Origin of the sequence: Paenibacillus sedimenti (genome assembly GCF_014534655.1) — a bacterium.
GTDB classification, from domain to species: domain Bacteria; phylum Bacillota; class Bacilli; order Paenibacillales; family NBRC-103111; genus Paenibacillus_E; species Paenibacillus_E sedimenti.
Genome location: NZ_JACVVD010000003.1, coordinates 609,992 through 624,535 on the forward strand (window position 1 = coordinate 609,992; position 14,544 = coordinate 624,535).

The 14,544-nt window shown below is 46.8% G+C and carries 15 protein-coding genes and 1 riboswitch; of the genes, 4 read left to right on the forward strand and 11 right to left on the reverse strand.

Features of this window, described 5'->3' with window-relative positions; translation table 11 throughout:
* The first annotated feature begins 119 nt into the window (after positions 1–119).
* Positions 120–2,087 (forward strand): LuxR C-terminal-related transcriptional regulator, encoded by a 1,968-nt coding sequence (locus ICC18_RS33700; protein WP_223192475.1) that lies wholly within the window; start codon positions 120–122, stop codon positions 2,085–2,087.
* On the opposite strand, the gene fosB is transcribed toward ICC18_RS33700, so the two are convergent.
* Positions 2,072–2,500 carry a metallothiol transferase FosB gene (fosB, locus tag ICC18_RS11655; RefSeq protein ID WP_188174548.1) on the reverse strand — a complete coding sequence of 143 codons (429 nt, stop codon included), beginning with the start codon at positions 2,498–2,500 and terminating at the stop codon, positions 2,072–2,074. The two genes, ICC18_RS33700 and fosB, sit on opposite strands and share 16 nt — an antisense overlap.
* Before the next feature lie 116 nt (positions 2,501–2,616).
* Between fosB and ICC18_RS11660 the strand changes: the two genes are divergently transcribed.
* Positions 2,617–2,811 carry a hypothetical protein gene (locus tag ICC18_RS11660; protein ID WP_188174549.1) on the forward strand — a complete coding sequence of 65 codons (195 nt, stop codon included), beginning with the start codon at positions 2,617–2,619 and terminating at the stop codon, positions 2,809–2,811.
* An 89-nt stretch (positions 2,812–2,900) separates the two neighbouring features.
* Here the strand turns inward: ICC18_RS11660 and ICC18_RS11665 are convergent, their stop codons facing one another.
* Genes ICC18_RS11665 through ICC18_RS11680 form a run of 4 tightly spaced genes read right to left on the reverse strand, consistent with a single transcriptional unit; the run spans position 2,901 to position 6,494 of the window.
* Positions 2,901–3,188: a ferredoxin family protein gene (locus ICC18_RS11665; protein WP_188174550.1), complete on the reverse strand. Its 288-nt coding sequence runs from the start codon at positions 3,186–3,188 to the stop codon at positions 2,901–2,903.
* Entirely contained in the window at positions 3,185–4,495 is a 1,311-nt protein-coding gene (locus tag ICC18_RS11670) for an FAD-dependent oxidoreductase (RefSeq protein ID WP_188174551.1), read from the reverse strand. The genes ICC18_RS11665 and ICC18_RS11670 overlap by 4 nt, the downstream gene beginning before the upstream one ends.
* On the reverse strand, positions 4,492–5,637 hold the full coding sequence (locus ICC18_RS11675; protein ID WP_188174552.1) for an electron transfer flavoprotein subunit alpha/FixB family protein: 1,146 nt from the start codon (positions 5,635–5,637) through the stop codon (positions 4,492–4,494). Before ICC18_RS11675 ends, ICC18_RS11670 begins: the two co-directional genes overlap by 4 nt.
* Positions 5,638–5,657: 20 nt before the next feature.
* Positions 5,658–6,494: an electron transfer flavoprotein subunit beta/FixA family protein gene (locus ICC18_RS11680; RefSeq protein WP_188174553.1), complete on the reverse strand. Its 837-nt coding sequence runs from the start codon at positions 6,492–6,494 to the stop codon at positions 5,658–5,660.
* Between the two features lie 321 nt (positions 6,495–6,815).
* Here ICC18_RS11680 and ICC18_RS11685 point away from each other — a divergent pair, with 321 nt between their 5' ends.
* A complete protein-coding gene (locus ICC18_RS11685; RefSeq protein ID WP_188174554.1) occupies positions 6,816–7,625 on the forward strand; it encodes a class I SAM-dependent methyltransferase in 810 nt (269 codons plus the stop codon).
* A 64-nt stretch (positions 7,626–7,689) separates the two neighbouring features.
* Here ICC18_RS11685 and ICC18_RS11690 read toward each other — a convergent pair whose 3' ends face one another.
* From ICC18_RS11690 to ICC18_RS11710, 5 genes are all read right to left on the reverse strand, one after another.
* Positions 7,690–8,202: a metallophosphoesterase gene (locus ICC18_RS11690; protein WP_188174555.1), complete on the reverse strand. Its 513-nt coding sequence runs from the start codon at positions 8,200–8,202 to the stop codon at positions 7,690–7,692.
* A gap of 8 nt (positions 8,203–8,210) precedes the next feature.
* Positions 8,211–8,786: a hypothetical protein gene (locus ICC18_RS11695; RefSeq protein ID WP_188174556.1), complete on the reverse strand. Its 576-nt coding sequence runs from the start codon at positions 8,784–8,786 to the stop codon at positions 8,211–8,213.
* Positions 8,744–9,019: a hypothetical protein gene (locus ICC18_RS11700; protein ID WP_188174557.1), complete on the reverse strand. Its 276-nt coding sequence runs from the start codon at positions 9,017–9,019 to the stop codon at positions 8,744–8,746. The genes ICC18_RS11695 and ICC18_RS11700 overlap by 43 nt, the downstream gene beginning before the upstream one ends.
* 16 nt (positions 9,020–9,035) lie before the next feature.
* Entirely contained in the window at positions 9,036–9,470 is a 435-nt protein-coding gene (locus ICC18_RS11705) for a GNAT family N-acetyltransferase (protein WP_188174558.1), read from the reverse strand.
* Positions 9,471–9,547: 77 nt separating this feature from the next.
* Positions 9,548–10,198, reverse strand: coding sequence for an HAD family hydrolase (locus ICC18_RS11710; RefSeq protein WP_188174559.1), 651 nt, complete (start codon positions 10,196–10,198; stop codon positions 9,548–9,550).
* Positions 10,199–10,460: 262 nt separating this feature from the next.
* A riboswitch (cyclic di-GMP riboswitch) is annotated at positions 10,461–10,552 on the forward strand.
* Between the two features lie 205 nt (positions 10,553–10,757).
* Here ICC18_RS11710 and ICC18_RS11715 point away from each other — a divergent pair.
* Positions 10,758–13,130 (forward strand): EAL domain-containing protein, encoded by a 2,373-nt coding sequence (locus ICC18_RS11715; protein WP_188174560.1) that lies wholly within the window; start codon positions 10,758–10,760, stop codon positions 13,128–13,130.
* A 54-nt stretch (positions 13,131–13,184) separates the two neighbouring features.
* Here the strand turns inward: ICC18_RS11715 and ICC18_RS11720 are convergent, their stop codons facing one another.
* Entirely contained in the window at positions 13,185–14,504 is a 1,320-nt protein-coding gene (locus tag ICC18_RS11720) for an MFS transporter (protein WP_188174561.1), read from the reverse strand.
* Positions 14,505–14,544 lie beyond the last annotated feature (40 nt).

The window sequence follows — 14,544 nt, forward strand, 5'->3', positions numbered from 1 at the left end:
TACCAAGGGAGAGTGCAGCTTGAACATTATACCAGCGTATAAAAAAGCCTATACGCGAAGTTATCCCCAGTTGTATACTGGCACTATATGTGAATAAATCCAACGCTAAGGTGAGGCAGATGAATAAACGTCATTCAGAAACTTGGGCTGAACGAATGGAGCAGCTCGAGAACCATTTTTTTGTCGGTCGCCAAGACGAATTGAAAGCCATCGGCAACTGGTATAGCGATTCATTTACAACGACTCCCGTGCTTAATCTGTTCGGGCTAGCGGGAAGCGGCAAATCTTTGCTTTTGCATATGGCCAAAAAAAGGGCTCATTCACAAGGTATCGCTTTTCATGTGCTGGATTGCCGCAGCATGCTGAATGTTACCGATTTGAAACATGAGCTTCAAAAGCTTGACCTGCGTGATCGTGACAACAGCACGACGACGGTTGTATGCTTCGATCATTACGAGGAAAGCGGCTTGTGGGAAACCTGGCTCAGAGAGAATTGGCTCCCTTCCCTTTCCACGCGAATACGACTCATTCTTAGCAGCCGTTCAGAGCTTCAAGGTCCCTGGAAACTTCACCCGACTTTAAAATACCTCGTAAGTCCACTATCCTTAACCATGCTCGATTACGCTGCTGTCGAACAGTTTGCAGCTCGCCATGGTCTCACAAATGTTTCGCAAGTTCACGGGTTGTGGGTCGCTTCCAAAGGACATCCGTTGACCTTATCGTTAGCGACCGAAGTAGTTCTCAATTCGGGAACTCCCGCCAACGTTTTCACCTCATCAAGCTGGCACGATGTATTCGCAGAATGGCTTCGGGAAGTGCCTGATGATGCAACGCGAGAATTGCTGGAGGCTGCGAGTGTCCTGCGCTTCTTCGATCAAAGCAAACTTGAATTCGTGCTCGGGCAGTCGATATCCACAAGCTCGCTCGAGTCGATCCTTCGACTTTCGCTTGTCGATCGAAATAGGGATGGCTGGAACGTCCACAATCCGATACGGGATGCCGTCCGACTTTCCCTCAGGGCCCGGAATCCCGAACGATTTGAGAAATGGGAGATGCGAGCAGCGCTTTTTTATCAGCAAAAACTCATGAATCCTTCAGCTGAAATTCGCTTATCGAATCCACTTGGCGATTTGCTCTATCATACGGGGAACCCGGTCATCCGAGCGCATTATCATTGTTCCCGAACTTCAACCAACACGCTGATTCAAGTCCGTAATGTAGAAAATGACGAGTACCTGGGCGAACTGTTCGCATATATTCGCAAAAGAAAGAGGCACGCACGCAGCCAATCGATATGGTGCGGAGAGAATGATCAAGGACATTTGTTTCAGTACGAAATGACGAAGGAGCAAAGCTTGTATAGCTTATTGGATGAAGAGGAAGCGCTAGAACTTATTGCAAACGGGGCGGACGTAAAGCTGCTACTGGACGAATATGGATCAACCGTCGGCTGCTGCGCCCTGATTCCCATCCGTACGGCGACGAAGCCTTATTTGCAGCATCATCGGCTTGCTTCCATTTATTTTAATGGACTAACGGAAGAGGAATGGAGCCAGCTGTTGAAAGCGGAGGGCTGGTATATTCGTACGATCGACATCGAGAATCCGGAGAATGAAGCGTTAAGGCACGATTCCTTCCGAATCAAGCTCTCGCTTATACAGGCAGGCAGTGTGATCGTTTATTGCCCGCCGCCACTACCTTTTTATGAGGATGCTACTCTCAATCTCGGTTTTACAGCGGTCGATCCCTACCGTCACGCACTCTATGGTGAGTCTGCGCCTGCCCCTTTTTATAAATTGGATTTGCGAGGAAAAAAATACCGGGATTTCATTTCGGCTCTGGTGCCATGGGAAGTTCCGAAACGTCAGATGATGTTAGATGCAAATGAAGAGGAATTAACCAGGAAAGAGGCAGAAGTGGCAGAGCTTTTAATACAGGGCTTAGCAAATGCAGAAATAGCCAAACAATTATTCGTCAGTGTCATTACCGTCAAAAAACATTTAAGCTCGATTTATCATAAATGGAACGTTCGCAATCGGGCACAATTCATGACAAAATGGATGGATCGCCGTCACTCCACATCATAGAAAGTCATATGAAGCTTTTCCTCCCGATAATACCTCATCCTGTCTTCGAGGGTACCCGTATGAAATTCAAATTTATGGCCGTCTGGATCCGTAAAATAAATCGATAGCTCGTCTTTCTCGCTGCGAGGGCGACCGGGAAGAATGTTAACGTTCAATTGGGTCAATCTTTCCAAATGACGCTCATAGTCTTCCGCTTGGATAGTGAAAGCCATGTGTGTGTAGGATTGATGAATTTCAAACCGCGGGATATCCTCTTCGACATTGAGCGCAAGCCATAGGCCGTCCAAGTCGAAATAGGCCAGTTTTCGTCCTTTCACTAACAATTTCGCGCCGAACACCTGCTGATAAAAGTGTATGGATCTGTCCAGATCGGATACGGAGAACAATAGATGATTGATGCCTTGAAGTTTCATAAGACAAGCGGCCTCCTTGCCGGGGGAAGTTTTAGCGTCATTATAGCATATTTGAAATTTCCGTTCGATTGAGAGTAAGATAGGAGAAAACTAGATTTCCACGAGGTGCAACTGTCATGAGAACCGAAAGTCAAATCAAACGAAAATTAAATGAACTTCTCCAGCAGCAGCAGACGATTGAAGCGCGAATTGAGCAAGCAGGCAGTGGGGTTGAGCGCGAAGCGCTAACTGCACAGAACGAGCGCATACTTGATAGGATCGACATGCTGGAATGGGTGCTGAACGAGCCGGTGGGGAGCTATCACGCCTGAGGGATGAGTGATGGGTCAAACATTCGAGCTATCCGAATTAGAAAAAGGAGGATCCGCTTTGGAAGCCGGTCCTCTTTTTTTTCTGCACCTTATCCGTACTTGTAGGTGATTCCGTATCCGCCTTTGGGATAAACCCAATCGATGTTGTCGGATGGACACGCAATACGGCAAGTGCCGCATTCAATGCAGTTCTCAAACGCAACGGTCGTAATTTTCAGCTTTTTCTCCCACTCGTACACATCCGAGGGACAGAAGTAGTTACAATCTTTCGTCGTACAGTTTAAGCACGTTTGTGTATCCTTAATAATCAGGTGCGATTTGTCATCGCATTTGTATCGAATGGTGAACAGCTTCTCTGATACGTCAGTCTGGCTCATCCGTTCATCGCCCTCCATCCTTTATAGCCCAGCTTCATCAGGTTCACCGTGCCGCCGGCTGCATTTTTGATGAGCTTAGCGGCTAATTTTTGTTTGTCTGCCTTCGGTACGCCATCCACGAGAAACATATTGTATGCCGCTTCGTTCAGCGCTCTGGGCAGCTTATCGAATAGCAGCTCGGGGTCCTGCTCTTTGAGGAATTGATGCATACCCTTATATTTCTTCAAATCTTTATGCACAAACGATTCGCGGATTTTACGGTCGTAGGTTTGCAGTGAGGCGGCAGAATAGTCGCCGCGTTCTTTTGCCTCGATGATGGCTTCACCCGCCAAGCGTCCGGATGTCATCGCGAGGTTCGTGCCCTCGCGGTGGACGAAGTTGATGAGCTGCGCAGCATCGCCGCAGACGCACCAGCCATCGCCGGACAACGGCGGAATGGAGTGGAAGCCACCCTCCGGAATCAAATGTCCGGAGTATTCCTTCGTTTCTCCGCCTTGAATGAGCTTCCGGATCATCGGATGCTGCTTGACAGCGTCCAGCACCGCGTATGGTTTTATTTTTTTATCGCGCAGATGGTTGACCATCACGCCGACGCCGAGCGAAATCGTTTCTTTATTCGTATAAAGAAAGCCCATTCCGGCCATGCCGAGCGACGTCTCGCCCATAAATTCGATGGTGACGCCTTCGTCGCCTTCCAGTCCGAACCGGTCTTCGATCTTCTCCTTGGGCAGAGCAATGACTTCCTTCACAGCCAAAGAAACTTCGTCCGGCTGCCATTCCTTATGGATGCCCATCGCCTTGCCCAGCAAGGAGTTGACGCCATCTGCTATGACGACAACGTCGGCGTAGAGATCTCCATACTCCCGGTCGGTACGGACACCGACGACGCGATCGCCTTCGCGAATGACGTCCAACGCGACGGTTTCATAGATGGGAAGCGCACCGGCAGCAACAGCTTTGTCGGCGAACCACTGATCGAATTTTACCCGTAATCCGGTAAAACAGTTGTAGGGTTCCTTATACGCTTCGTTCCTGTGACCGAACGTCACCATCGACTCCTTGCCCATCATCCATATGCGCTGTTCCACAATATACCGTTCCATGGGGAAGTTTTTCTCTTTCCAAAACTCCGGCACGAGCTCTTCAATTTGTTTGCGGTAGAGTACGCCGCCGAAAATGTTTTTGGCGCCGGGGAACTCCCCGCGCTCCAGCAAAACGACCGATAAGCCGGCTCGTGCCATCGTCAGGGCTGCTGCTGCACCAGCAGGTCCGCCGCCAACGACAATCGCGTCAAATTTTTCACTCATCTGGCTTTACTCCTTTCCCTTACGGCGATTTCCGAATCCGTAGAAACCGCTCCTGCAACAGACGATTCGGTTTGTTGCTGCAGCGGAATGCCAAATAATGACCGACGCTTCCGGATCTCTTCCGTGATGGCCGGCACGATCTTAAACAGATCGCCGACGATGCCGTAATGGGCAAACTGAAAGATCGGCGCTTTCTCATCTTTATTAATTGCTACGACGACGTCGGCGTTGCTCATACCAACGGTATGCTGTACAGCGCCGGAGATGCCGATCGCAAAGTACAGCTTCGGCCGCACCGTCGCACCGGTCTGACCGACCTGGTGCTCATGCCCGATCCATCCCGCGTCGACAGCCGCGCGGGATGCGCCAACGACGCCGCCGAGCGCTTCCGCCAGCTCGGCGAGCGGCCTAAAGGCGTCGGGCCCGCCAAGCCCGCGGCCCCCCGCCACGATAATCTCGGCTTCCTCGAGATTAATCTTGCCCGTCTCGCGCAGGAAATCGAGCACCTGCGCGGCGATCTCTTCCTCGTGCATCGGTGCGAAGATGCGCACGATCTCGCCTTGTCGCGCCGTGTCCTTTGGCAGCTCCTGAAACACCCCGGCGCGAGCCGTCGCCATCTGCGGCCGATACTGCTTGCAGAGGATGGTCGCCATCATCTTCTCCGAAAAGGCCGGCCGGCTCGCCAGCAGCAGCCTAGACGGCGCCGGCTCGACATCGAGCTGCGTCGTGTCGGCCGTCAGCCCTGTCGGCAGGTGCGTCGCAATCGCGCCTGCCAGGTCGCGGCCCGTCGCTGTCGCGCCGAACAGAACGATCTCGGGCTTCTCTTCCACGATAAGCTTGAGGCAGACCCGGCTGTACGGCCGGGTCCTGTACGTGCGAAGTTCCGGAGCTTCGCACAGATAAACCCTGTCCGCGCCGTAGTGCACGGCTTCCTCGGCGAGGTGTGACACCTTATCGCCGATCACGAGCGCCATGAGCGGCACGTCCAGCTTCGCAGCCAGCTTCTTGCCTTCGCCCAGAAGCTGCCAAGACACCTTCTTCGCTTCGCCGTCCCGCTGCTCCACTACGATCAACACCCCACGATACGCCGACCAATCCGGCATCGCTTGTTCAGACGGTTCTCCTGTCTGTTCGTTTGCCATTCTTTCTTCCACCCTTCTCTTTATGAAGTCCATCCCAATCGGGCCGGTATTTCCTTCTCCCAGAGCTGATCGGCCAGCTGCGCAGCCGCTGCTTCCGGCGAATCATAGGCGATCATTTGCGTTTTTACCGCTTTTATTTCCGGTACCCATGTTTTGGCTACAATGGTCGGAGACCCTTTAAGCCCGATTTTGGCCCTTTCGAGGTCCGGGAAATCGGCCGTTGTCCAAACGACAGGTTTGTATCGGGCCGCACGAATCATCCCAGGCATGGATGCCCGCCTTATTTTGTTCAGCTCTTTGAGCGCTGTAATGAGAACCGGCATGCTTGTCTCAACGACTTCGACGCCGTCTTCCAACAGTCGATGCACACGCACTTTGCGTTTCTCTTCGTCGACATCGACCACTTTATTCACATAAGTAAGCTGTTCCAAATCCAGTCTGCACGCCACACCCGGACCCACTTGACCGGTATCGCCGTCCAGCGTCTGCTTCCCGCAAAAAACGATATCGACAGGTCCCCATGTCTCCTCGATTTTGCGAATCGTCTTAGCCACAACGTAGGAAGTGGCCAGTGTATCTGCGCCCGCAAAACCGCGATCCGTCACCAACACAGCCTCATCCGCGCCTAGGGAAATGCATTCCTTTAAACCCTTTTCCGCCGGCGGCGGCCCCATTGTCACGACTGTGATTCTCGCGCCGTGCTCATCCTTAATCCGCAGCGCCTCTTCCAATCCGTGCATATCGTAAAAATTCACAATGCTCGGAACGCCTTGGCGTATCAACGTATTATTTTTAGGATCAATCCGTATTTCCCTGCTGTCAGGTACCTGTTTGATACACACAACAATATGCAGCATCACTGCACCCTCCTGTTCTGTAACGATATCCTGCTTGTTCAAGACCAAAAACGTAAGTTCTTCTAAGCAGCTTGACTTCATTGTGAAATTTGTCACGTAATTATGCGAAGGGAACCGCTTTCAAATAATGCTGTTAAAGCACGGGAATCTACAACAATATATGCAAGAAAAATTTTAAAATGAACCTCAATAGCCTTTTTGTCGCTTGTATTTTTTACTCCTATTTTCTTATCCTTGGAAGCATGGTATGATGAAGACGTTAGTTTCATCATATGATATATAGTTTCAATAAATGAAACTATATCTATGGAGGTGCTTGAAATGAAAAACGAATACGGACAACGTATCAAACAGCATGTGCAAGAACAGTTTGGCAAACATGCAGACAAGTACGTGACTAGTTCGTCTCATGCCAAAGGCGATGATCTTGCATTGATTCATAGTTGGCTGCAGCCTCAATCAGACTGGATCGTTTTGGATATTGCAACCGGTGGCGGCCACGTGGCGAAACAACTGTCTCCCCACGTGCAGCATGTCATCGCAACTGACCTGACACCTCCCATGCTGGGCGCCGCTGCGGGGCATTTGAAAAAGGCGCAGTGCGGTAATGTCACTTTCGTGGTCGCAGATGCCGAGCAGTTACCGTTCCTTGATGATTCTTTCGATGCGGTGACTTGCCGCATTGCCGCACATCATTTTCCACATCCCGACAAGTTCCTTCAAGAAGCCGCGCGTGTCCTTAAACCAGGCCGCAAATTCATTTTCATAGATAACATTGCTCCTGAAGACGAAGTGCTTGGCCATTTTATGAACGCTTTTGAAACCATGCGAGACACCAGTCATGTTAGGTGCTTATCTGTAAATGAATGGACGTCATTAGCTATGGAGGCAGGATTGCAAGTCGAACAGTCGGTCACGAGCCGCAAGCAGCATCATTTCCCCGTTTGGGTCCGACGTACTGCGGAAAACGAAGAACAAATAAAAAACGTCGAACAGTTCATCGCTGAAGCTGATCCGACGTTTCATCAATATTTTTCTGTACTCATCGAAGATGGAGGCGTTCAATCCTTGCAGATCGATGAATGGCGAGCGCTCATGAGTAAGCCGGCCTCTTACACATCCAGCATATAAAATTTGAGGTCACCGAGCACGATTAGAAATGTGGGAGGGAACTGAGGGGCTTCCAAGTGAGCCCCTAGCCTTGTTCCTCGTTTGGGACGACCAAATCCCGAATGGTTTCAAATGTGATGGGGGTATAGTTCCAATGTTCCACACAGACGTTAAAATAGTTAAGTCCCTCATATTTCTGGCCATGGATATGTCCATGAACATTGACATAAGGCATATGTTTATTCATGTACATCGGTTCATGCGAAAGGAAAAAGAACTGGTTATAAATGATCGGGTGCTCACTCACCTCATCGAAACCAACATCCAGCCACCAAGACCTCGATCTGCCTCTGTCGTGATTGCCCAAGATAAGAAACTTATACCCGTTAAGCCTGGTGACGATGTCTGCGGTTTTTTCTTTATTTAGAAACGAAAAGTCTCCAAGATGAAATACCTTATCCTCTTTCCCTACTGCCGAATTCCAACTTTCGATCATACTTTTCGTCATCTCTTCACCATGACTAAAGGGTCTTGATTCAAAGTCAATTATATTTTTATGACCAAAGTGATGATCTGACGTGAAGAAAGATTTTGTCACGATCTATATTAATCCTCCTTTGAGATGTACCCGCTTAAATTTTTTTCCCAAATAGCATCATCAGAACCATCAGCTTCAAATGATTGTAATGTTGCAATTTTTATTCCTTTTTCCCCTATATTGTAATTAATTAATGTATGGTATTTCGATTCTTCGCCATGCACATTAATTATTAAATCAGCACTTCCGTAAACCCAACCATCATTAAATCTCGTCTTAAGAGAACTGTATGAAGATAAATAAATTCCCTTATTCTTCATTTCTTTTACACGGTCAGTCCATTTATGCTCGGCGTCATCATATTCTATTGTCGGGTCATAATCGTATGGCCCATCGTAATAATAAACATTTTTAAACGCTTCATCGTAATGACCTTTTACTATATTGTCAAGCAAATTAATTGCGATAAATCTAGCTTTATATGCTGTTATTTGCTGTTTAGCGTGAAAGCCTATAAAAAAAATTAAATAAACGGCAACTATATAAAATAGGATTTTTCTTATCTTTTTCATTAAATCACTACTTTCTTTTTGAATCCTCTTTAAAGTCTCAACAATGCCCTTCTCTCTGCTTGCGGTTTGCAACTATCGCAGACTCCAACTACTCCGCCAACTTCTGTAGCATAAAAGGAAAGACGTTTTGCTTTCTTTTTGCAAAATGAGCAGGTCTTTTTGTTAGCTTTTGACGATCTTCCTTTATTTAGACTGAATTTGATTACTTTATTGGCCACTGTTTTATCTCTTACCTTGATTGCAAATTTATAAAGTATGATAATCACAACAATGCTTGCAATAATCATAAAAAATTGATACATCATTTATTCCCCTCTTTTGCTACTCGCCCGATTCTTCGTCAATTTCATAAGTGCATCGGAATCTCTCGACTCCCGGATAAACTTCACCCAAGCTGTTAATCACGAACCCGATATTTCTATAAAATTCAACCGCTTCCTCATCCGTCTCAGCAACGATTCTGGCAGGCTTCGCTTCTTCAATAATCTCAAGAATAATACCGCGCCCAAAACCGACTCCACGGCTCTCCGGTTCAACAGCCAGATGGGTCAGAGTCATCTCATTCGACCCGTTCAGGCGAAAACCGATGATACCGACCATGACGCCTTCAGATTCATAGCCGAACAACAGTAATTCCGAATCATTTTTATAAAGCTCTATTGTGCTATCCAAGTCCTCGGGATCCGGAAACACACTATACCCAAGCAGTTCTTGTATTTGAGATTCTTCTAATCTTGATTTTACTTCAACAAGCATCCCTATTCACTTCTTTCTCGTATTATCTTAGGCAGAAATCGAATCTCTATTAAACCATGATTACCATATTTCTTCAACTAAACATAATCAAGCAACTGCATGAGATCATTGATATGAGCCACTGTGCGAATTCCCTTCTCCTCCATCAACAATCCTGATCTGCCATAGCTGATAAAAGGTATGCCGGCATCCATCGATGCGCGGCCATCAATCCACGAATCTCCGACGGAAATCCACTCATCACTCTTCACACTTGAAAAATGCTGCTTGGCAGCCAAATATCCGGATGGCGACGGTTTCATGGCCTGCATTTGCTCTCTTCCAACGATTAAATCAAAATTACTCTTGATTCCTGTTATTTGAAGAGCCTGACTGGCAGCTTGAAAGGAATTATTCGTTACAATAACGAGAACATACTTCTTAACTAAAGCTTGTAACAATCCCAATGCTCCAGGTTCCAGCCCGGCTCCTTCCATGCCACGCACTTCATGATCAACTGCAATTTTCATTGCTGTTTCATAGAGCTTCTTGGATACTCCTTTTAGCTTTACATGTTCAATGATTGTAGATGCAGTATGTTCCGCGATGGGAAAAGTCTCAGGAAGTAAGCCATTTTCCATAAAAAAACCGGCAATTTCAAGTTTCATACTTTGAAAATCTATATGGGACTTCAGCAGGGTATTATCCATATCGAACATGATACCTCTGATTTTATTTATGTTATTCATCTACGATACCTACTTCCTAAGACTCAAAGGGAGCCTCTGTTCCTTCCTACGTAAATTCCCCGCCTTCATCGATAATTCCTGCTACGGTTGATTTGTAAAAGCCCCCCGTTTCTAGGTTGTAAGCTAAACCTTATCGTTTCTTTGTTTCATTCGACATAATTCGATATTCTCATACATTTAGTGCTATAGACATGCTTATAAGAGCTATCTATAATAAGTCTCATATTGTATGCCATACATATTGAACACCAATAAATTACCAAATTGATAAAGGCAAATCATTGGAAACAATGAGACGCAAAGCCATGGCCTAAGGCATCCTTATTGGAATGCTACGGTTGTCAGGTTACCGGGTATGAAGGGTCCATCCTCTATTCGGGATGGGCTTTTTTATTTTTAAGCTCACATAATTCTGGGAGGCCTACTATCGTGATTAAAGAAAAAAACCGTGTTATGCAATTCATCACAATCGGGACCCTTGTCCTATCTTTGTTGGTTCATGCCCTGCGCCACGAAGAAAACTTTCTCCCTGCATTAGTTTAGAAATGAGGATGATCCCATGCATCACTCTGCAACTGATACTTATAATATTTACCTTGTGCTGCTTTCATTCGTTATCGCTCTCCTCGCCTCTTATACGTCCCTTAATCTGGCTAGGAAAGTATCGGTTTCATATGGTTGGTATCAGAAATTACGGATACTGTGCAGCGCTGTCGTCATGGGTGTTGGAATTTGGTCCATGCATTTTATCGCAATGCTGGCCTATCCTTTACCGAGCGGCGTCACCTATCATACCTACACCGTTATAATTTCCACTGTTGTTGCAATCACTGGCGCATTAGTCGGCTTTTTCGTCACCTTCCACTCGAAATTAAAAATACCGAAGCTAATTATCGGCGGTACTTTTATGGGTTTTGCAATTAGCGGTATGCACTACATTGGAATGGCTGCTTTGCAAAATGTAACTATACGATATCAGCCTGTTCCGTTCACATTATCGATTATCATCGCCGTAATCGCGTCGATAACAGCTCTTCATTTATCATTTAGCCGCAACCAAAAAATGACCATTAGCGGATTGATAATGGGAGCTGCAATTACAGGTATGCACTATACGGGAATGTCGGCTGCCGTCATGACACCCATTCATCAACCCAGCTCTAATGCCACGAATATGGATTTCTTTGTTATGGCGATGTATATCGCTTTTGGCACCATTGTAATTTTTGCCATAAGTTTGATAAGTTCTCTCTCTGCTGATCGGCGTTTGGCTGAGCAGATTGCTCTCAAAGCTTCGATTCTGGAATCGGCTGTCGATAGTATCATGATGTTTAATTCCCGCGGATGGATCATTGAATTTAATCCGGCGGCAGAAGCAACATTTGGTTACTCGCGCAAAGATGCTCTCGGTCGAACGTTATTCGATTTTCTGTTTCCATTTGATCAGGATGGTCAGGAAGCGGCCGCATTGTACCGGCTCCTGGCAAAAAAAGATGATTCTGTGATCGGCAAACGTATCCAAATGAAGGCGTACCGATCAGATCGAAGTGAATTTCCGGCGGAAATCACCATAACGGGAATTCATTATGATGGAAAACATGTCTATACGGCTTACCTTCGCGACTTGACCGAGTTGAAGAAATCCGAGGAGATGATCCGGCAGCTTGCCTACTTTGATCTTCTGACTGGCTTGCCGAATCGCAATCAGTTTAATCAACTTTTCATTGATACTTTAGATAAGGCCCGATTGCACCATCAGAAAGTAGCTGTACTTTTTCTTGATATTTATCGCTTCAAGCTTGTTAACGATACCTTAGGCCATCAGGTCGGAGATCAAGTGCTGCAAAAGTTCTCAGCATTGCTCTCTCGCTGTTTGGAGGACCAAAGCTCTGTTTCCAGATTGAGCGGCGATGAATTTGTCATTTTGTACCCGCTGGAGAATCGGGAAGCTGCAACACATCAAGCGGAGAGAGACATTTTCGTGTCCACCAGTATTGGTATAGCCTTGTACCCTGACGACGAAGTTAGCCCTGAGATTTTATTGAAAAACGCAGATCAAGCGATGTATGCGGCCAAAGAACGCGGTAAAAACAACTACCAATTTTTCGAACAAGAAATGAATTTCATCTTTTCCAGGAAAAATGCAATCGAACAATCGCTGCGCCATGCCATCGAAAATAATGAACTGTCCCTTGCTTATCAACCTAAATTTCATATTCCTACCGGTAAAATTATTGGGGTAGAAGCTTTAGCGAGATGGGACAGCGCTCAGATGGGGAGCGTCTCACCGAAGGAGTTTATTCCGATTGCCGAAGAATCCGGACAAATCGTTGCCATCGGCGAATGGGTGCTGTTAACAGCCTGCTCACAAATGAAAAGATGGCATGATGCGGGGATGGAGCCCGTTCCCATCGCAGTTAATCTTTCCCCTTCACAGTTTCATCAAGAGCATGTGGTGAATACGATTCTTAATCTACTGAAGCAATCCCGACTGGATGCGAAGTACTTGGAGCTCGAGATCACTGAGCGTATCGCGATGAATATGAGTAACCATACGATCGAAAAGCTTGATGACTTAAAGCGCGAAGGCGTTAGTATCACCATCGATGATTTCGGAACCGGTTCTTCTTCATTAAACTATTTACGAAAGTTTCCGATTGATACGATCAAAATCGATAAATCTTTCGTTCATGACATCTCCGCCTTTTCCAAGGATTCTTCCATCATAGAGGTCATTATAGCCATAGCTCGCAGTTTTAAACTGGACATCCTGGCCGAAGGTGTTGAAACGCAAGAACAACTTGCTTTTCTTGAGAGTCATGGCTGTCAACAAGTGCAGGGATATATGTTTTGTGTTCCTTTATCTGCTGAGCAATTCGAAGCGAATTATATCTTCTCAAATAGAGCTGCAGGTTCAAAAAGAGCCAGATGACGGTTAGCATCCGTCTTCTGGCTCTTCTTATTTAAGCGTTTCTTCGTCCCCTTATTATCCTGTACGTTTAGCCGTCGATCGTATTGCAAACGGCATCGCCAAGGCTGCCAGACTCGCAATAAGGCCGAACACGAACATGCTGTGGATTCCCGCGTAGAAACTGCCTGATTTGGTCAAAATTGCCCCCATAATCGTGACGCTGACTGCTGTGCCGATATTCCGGGCAAATAGCTGCAAGGAGGTGGATATCCCCTTCTGATGTGCATCCACAAGCTGCTGAGAACCAATCGTTGAAATGGTGAAGATCATTCCAAACGCGAGTCCCAGTACAGTTAACGCGGTAAAGGAATACCAGAAAGGCGAGTTTTCTCGAAGAAAGAACAACATGATCGCTGTAGCTACCAAGAACAGATTCCCGATAATAAGCAGCGGTTTGTAACCAAAGCGCAGCACCCATCTACCCCCAGGCACAGCAACCATCATCCAGCCAATGGACGTAGATAATAAAGCAATACCGCTAATAAGCAGCGAATATCCTTGCGTTTGCAAAAAGAGCGGCATGTAACTCGAAGTGCCGAAAAGCGCAATGCAACTGAGGAAAGATCCCGCATTCATGATTGCAACCGGACGGTTACGCAGCAAGCTTAAAGGAACAATCGGAGCGCTTTGTTTGCGTTCATATAAAAAGAAAGCGATCATCAACGTTACGCCAGCAATTCCGTACAGATAGCTGTAATGTTCCACGGCTGTTGTAAGCAGAAGCAGCGAAATCCCGCCGCCAAACAGAAGCGCACCTCCATAATCGATCGAGGACCTCTTTGGCTCATACACTTCCTTATACGGAAGCAAAGTAAGCAGTGAAATGATACATGTTGGAATGTTCACGAAGAAAATCCATCGCCAACTCATGTAGGTGACAAAGAATGACCCTAATAAAGGCGCTATAATTGCCGATAATCCCCACATGCCGGTGAAGAATGCCTGCACCTTCCCTCTCTGTTCGATAGCATAGAGGTCACCTGCAATTATCGAAGGAAACGGCATCATGATCCCTGCGCCTATCCCTTGAATCGCTCTAAATATGATGAGTTGTACCATGCTTTGGGACAACCCGCATAGAACGGAACCTCCAAGAAACAGCGCGATCCCTATCGCAAATATCCTTTTTCGCCCGAAGATATCTGACAATCTTCCCGCTACGGGAGCTAATACAGTGGAAAGCACCATATACGAAGTAAACGCCCAGGCGTATAAGTCATTGCCGCCGATTTCCTTCACAATAATGGGCATGGTCGTGTTGGCAATCGTGGAATCCATAGATGCGACTAACATCGCGAGTACGATGCTGACCATAACCGTTGATCGATTACTCACCTGCTGTTCCCCCTGCTATGTCATTTTTGTCATATCTTCA

What these genes read in the sequence shown, in the direction of transcription:
- ICC18_RS33700 (WP_223192475.1), top strand. Translation starts at nt 120, where the DNA reads ATGAATAAACGTCATTCAGAAACTTGGGCTGAACGAATGGAGCAGCTC.
- fosB (WP_188174548.1), bottom strand. Translation starts at nt 2,500, where the DNA reads ATGAAACTTCAAGGCATCAATCATCTATTGTTCTCCGTATCCGATCTG.
- ICC18_RS11660 (WP_188174549.1), top strand. Translation starts at nt 2,617, where the DNA reads ATGAGAACCGAAAGTCAAATCAAACGAAAATTAAATGAACTTCTCCAG.
- ICC18_RS11665 (WP_188174550.1), bottom strand. Translation starts at nt 3,188, where the DNA reads ATGAGCCAGACTGACGTATCAGAGAAGCTGTTCACCATTCGATACAAA.
- ICC18_RS11670 (WP_188174551.1), bottom strand. Translation starts at nt 4,495, where the DNA reads ATGAGTGAAAAATTTGACGCGATTGTCGTTGGCGGCGGACCTGCTGGT.
- ICC18_RS11675 (WP_188174552.1), bottom strand. Translation starts at nt 5,637, where the DNA reads ATGGCAAACGAACAGACAGGAGAACCGTCTGAACAAGCGATGCCGGAT.
- ICC18_RS11680 (WP_188174553.1), bottom strand. Translation starts at nt 6,494, where the DNA reads ATGCTGCATATTGTTGTGTGTATCAAACAGGTACCTGACAGCAGGGAA.
- ICC18_RS11685 (WP_188174554.1), top strand. Translation starts at nt 6,816, where the DNA reads ATGAAAAACGAATACGGACAACGTATCAAACAGCATGTGCAAGAACAG.
- ICC18_RS11700 (WP_188174557.1), bottom strand. Translation starts at nt 9,019, where the DNA reads ATGATGTATCAATTTTTTATGATTATTGCAAGCATTGTTGTGATTATC.
- ICC18_RS11705 (WP_188174558.1), bottom strand. Translation starts at nt 9,470, where the DNA reads ATGCTTGTTGAAGTAAAATCAAGATTAGAAGAATCTCAAATACAAGAA.
- ICC18_RS11710 (WP_188174559.1), bottom strand. Translation starts at nt 10,198, where the DNA reads ATGAATAACATAAATAAAATCAGAGGTATCATGTTCGATATGGATAAT.
- ICC18_RS11715 (WP_188174560.1), top strand. Translation starts at nt 10,758, where the DNA reads ATGCATCACTCTGCAACTGATACTTATAATATTTACCTTGTGCTGCTT.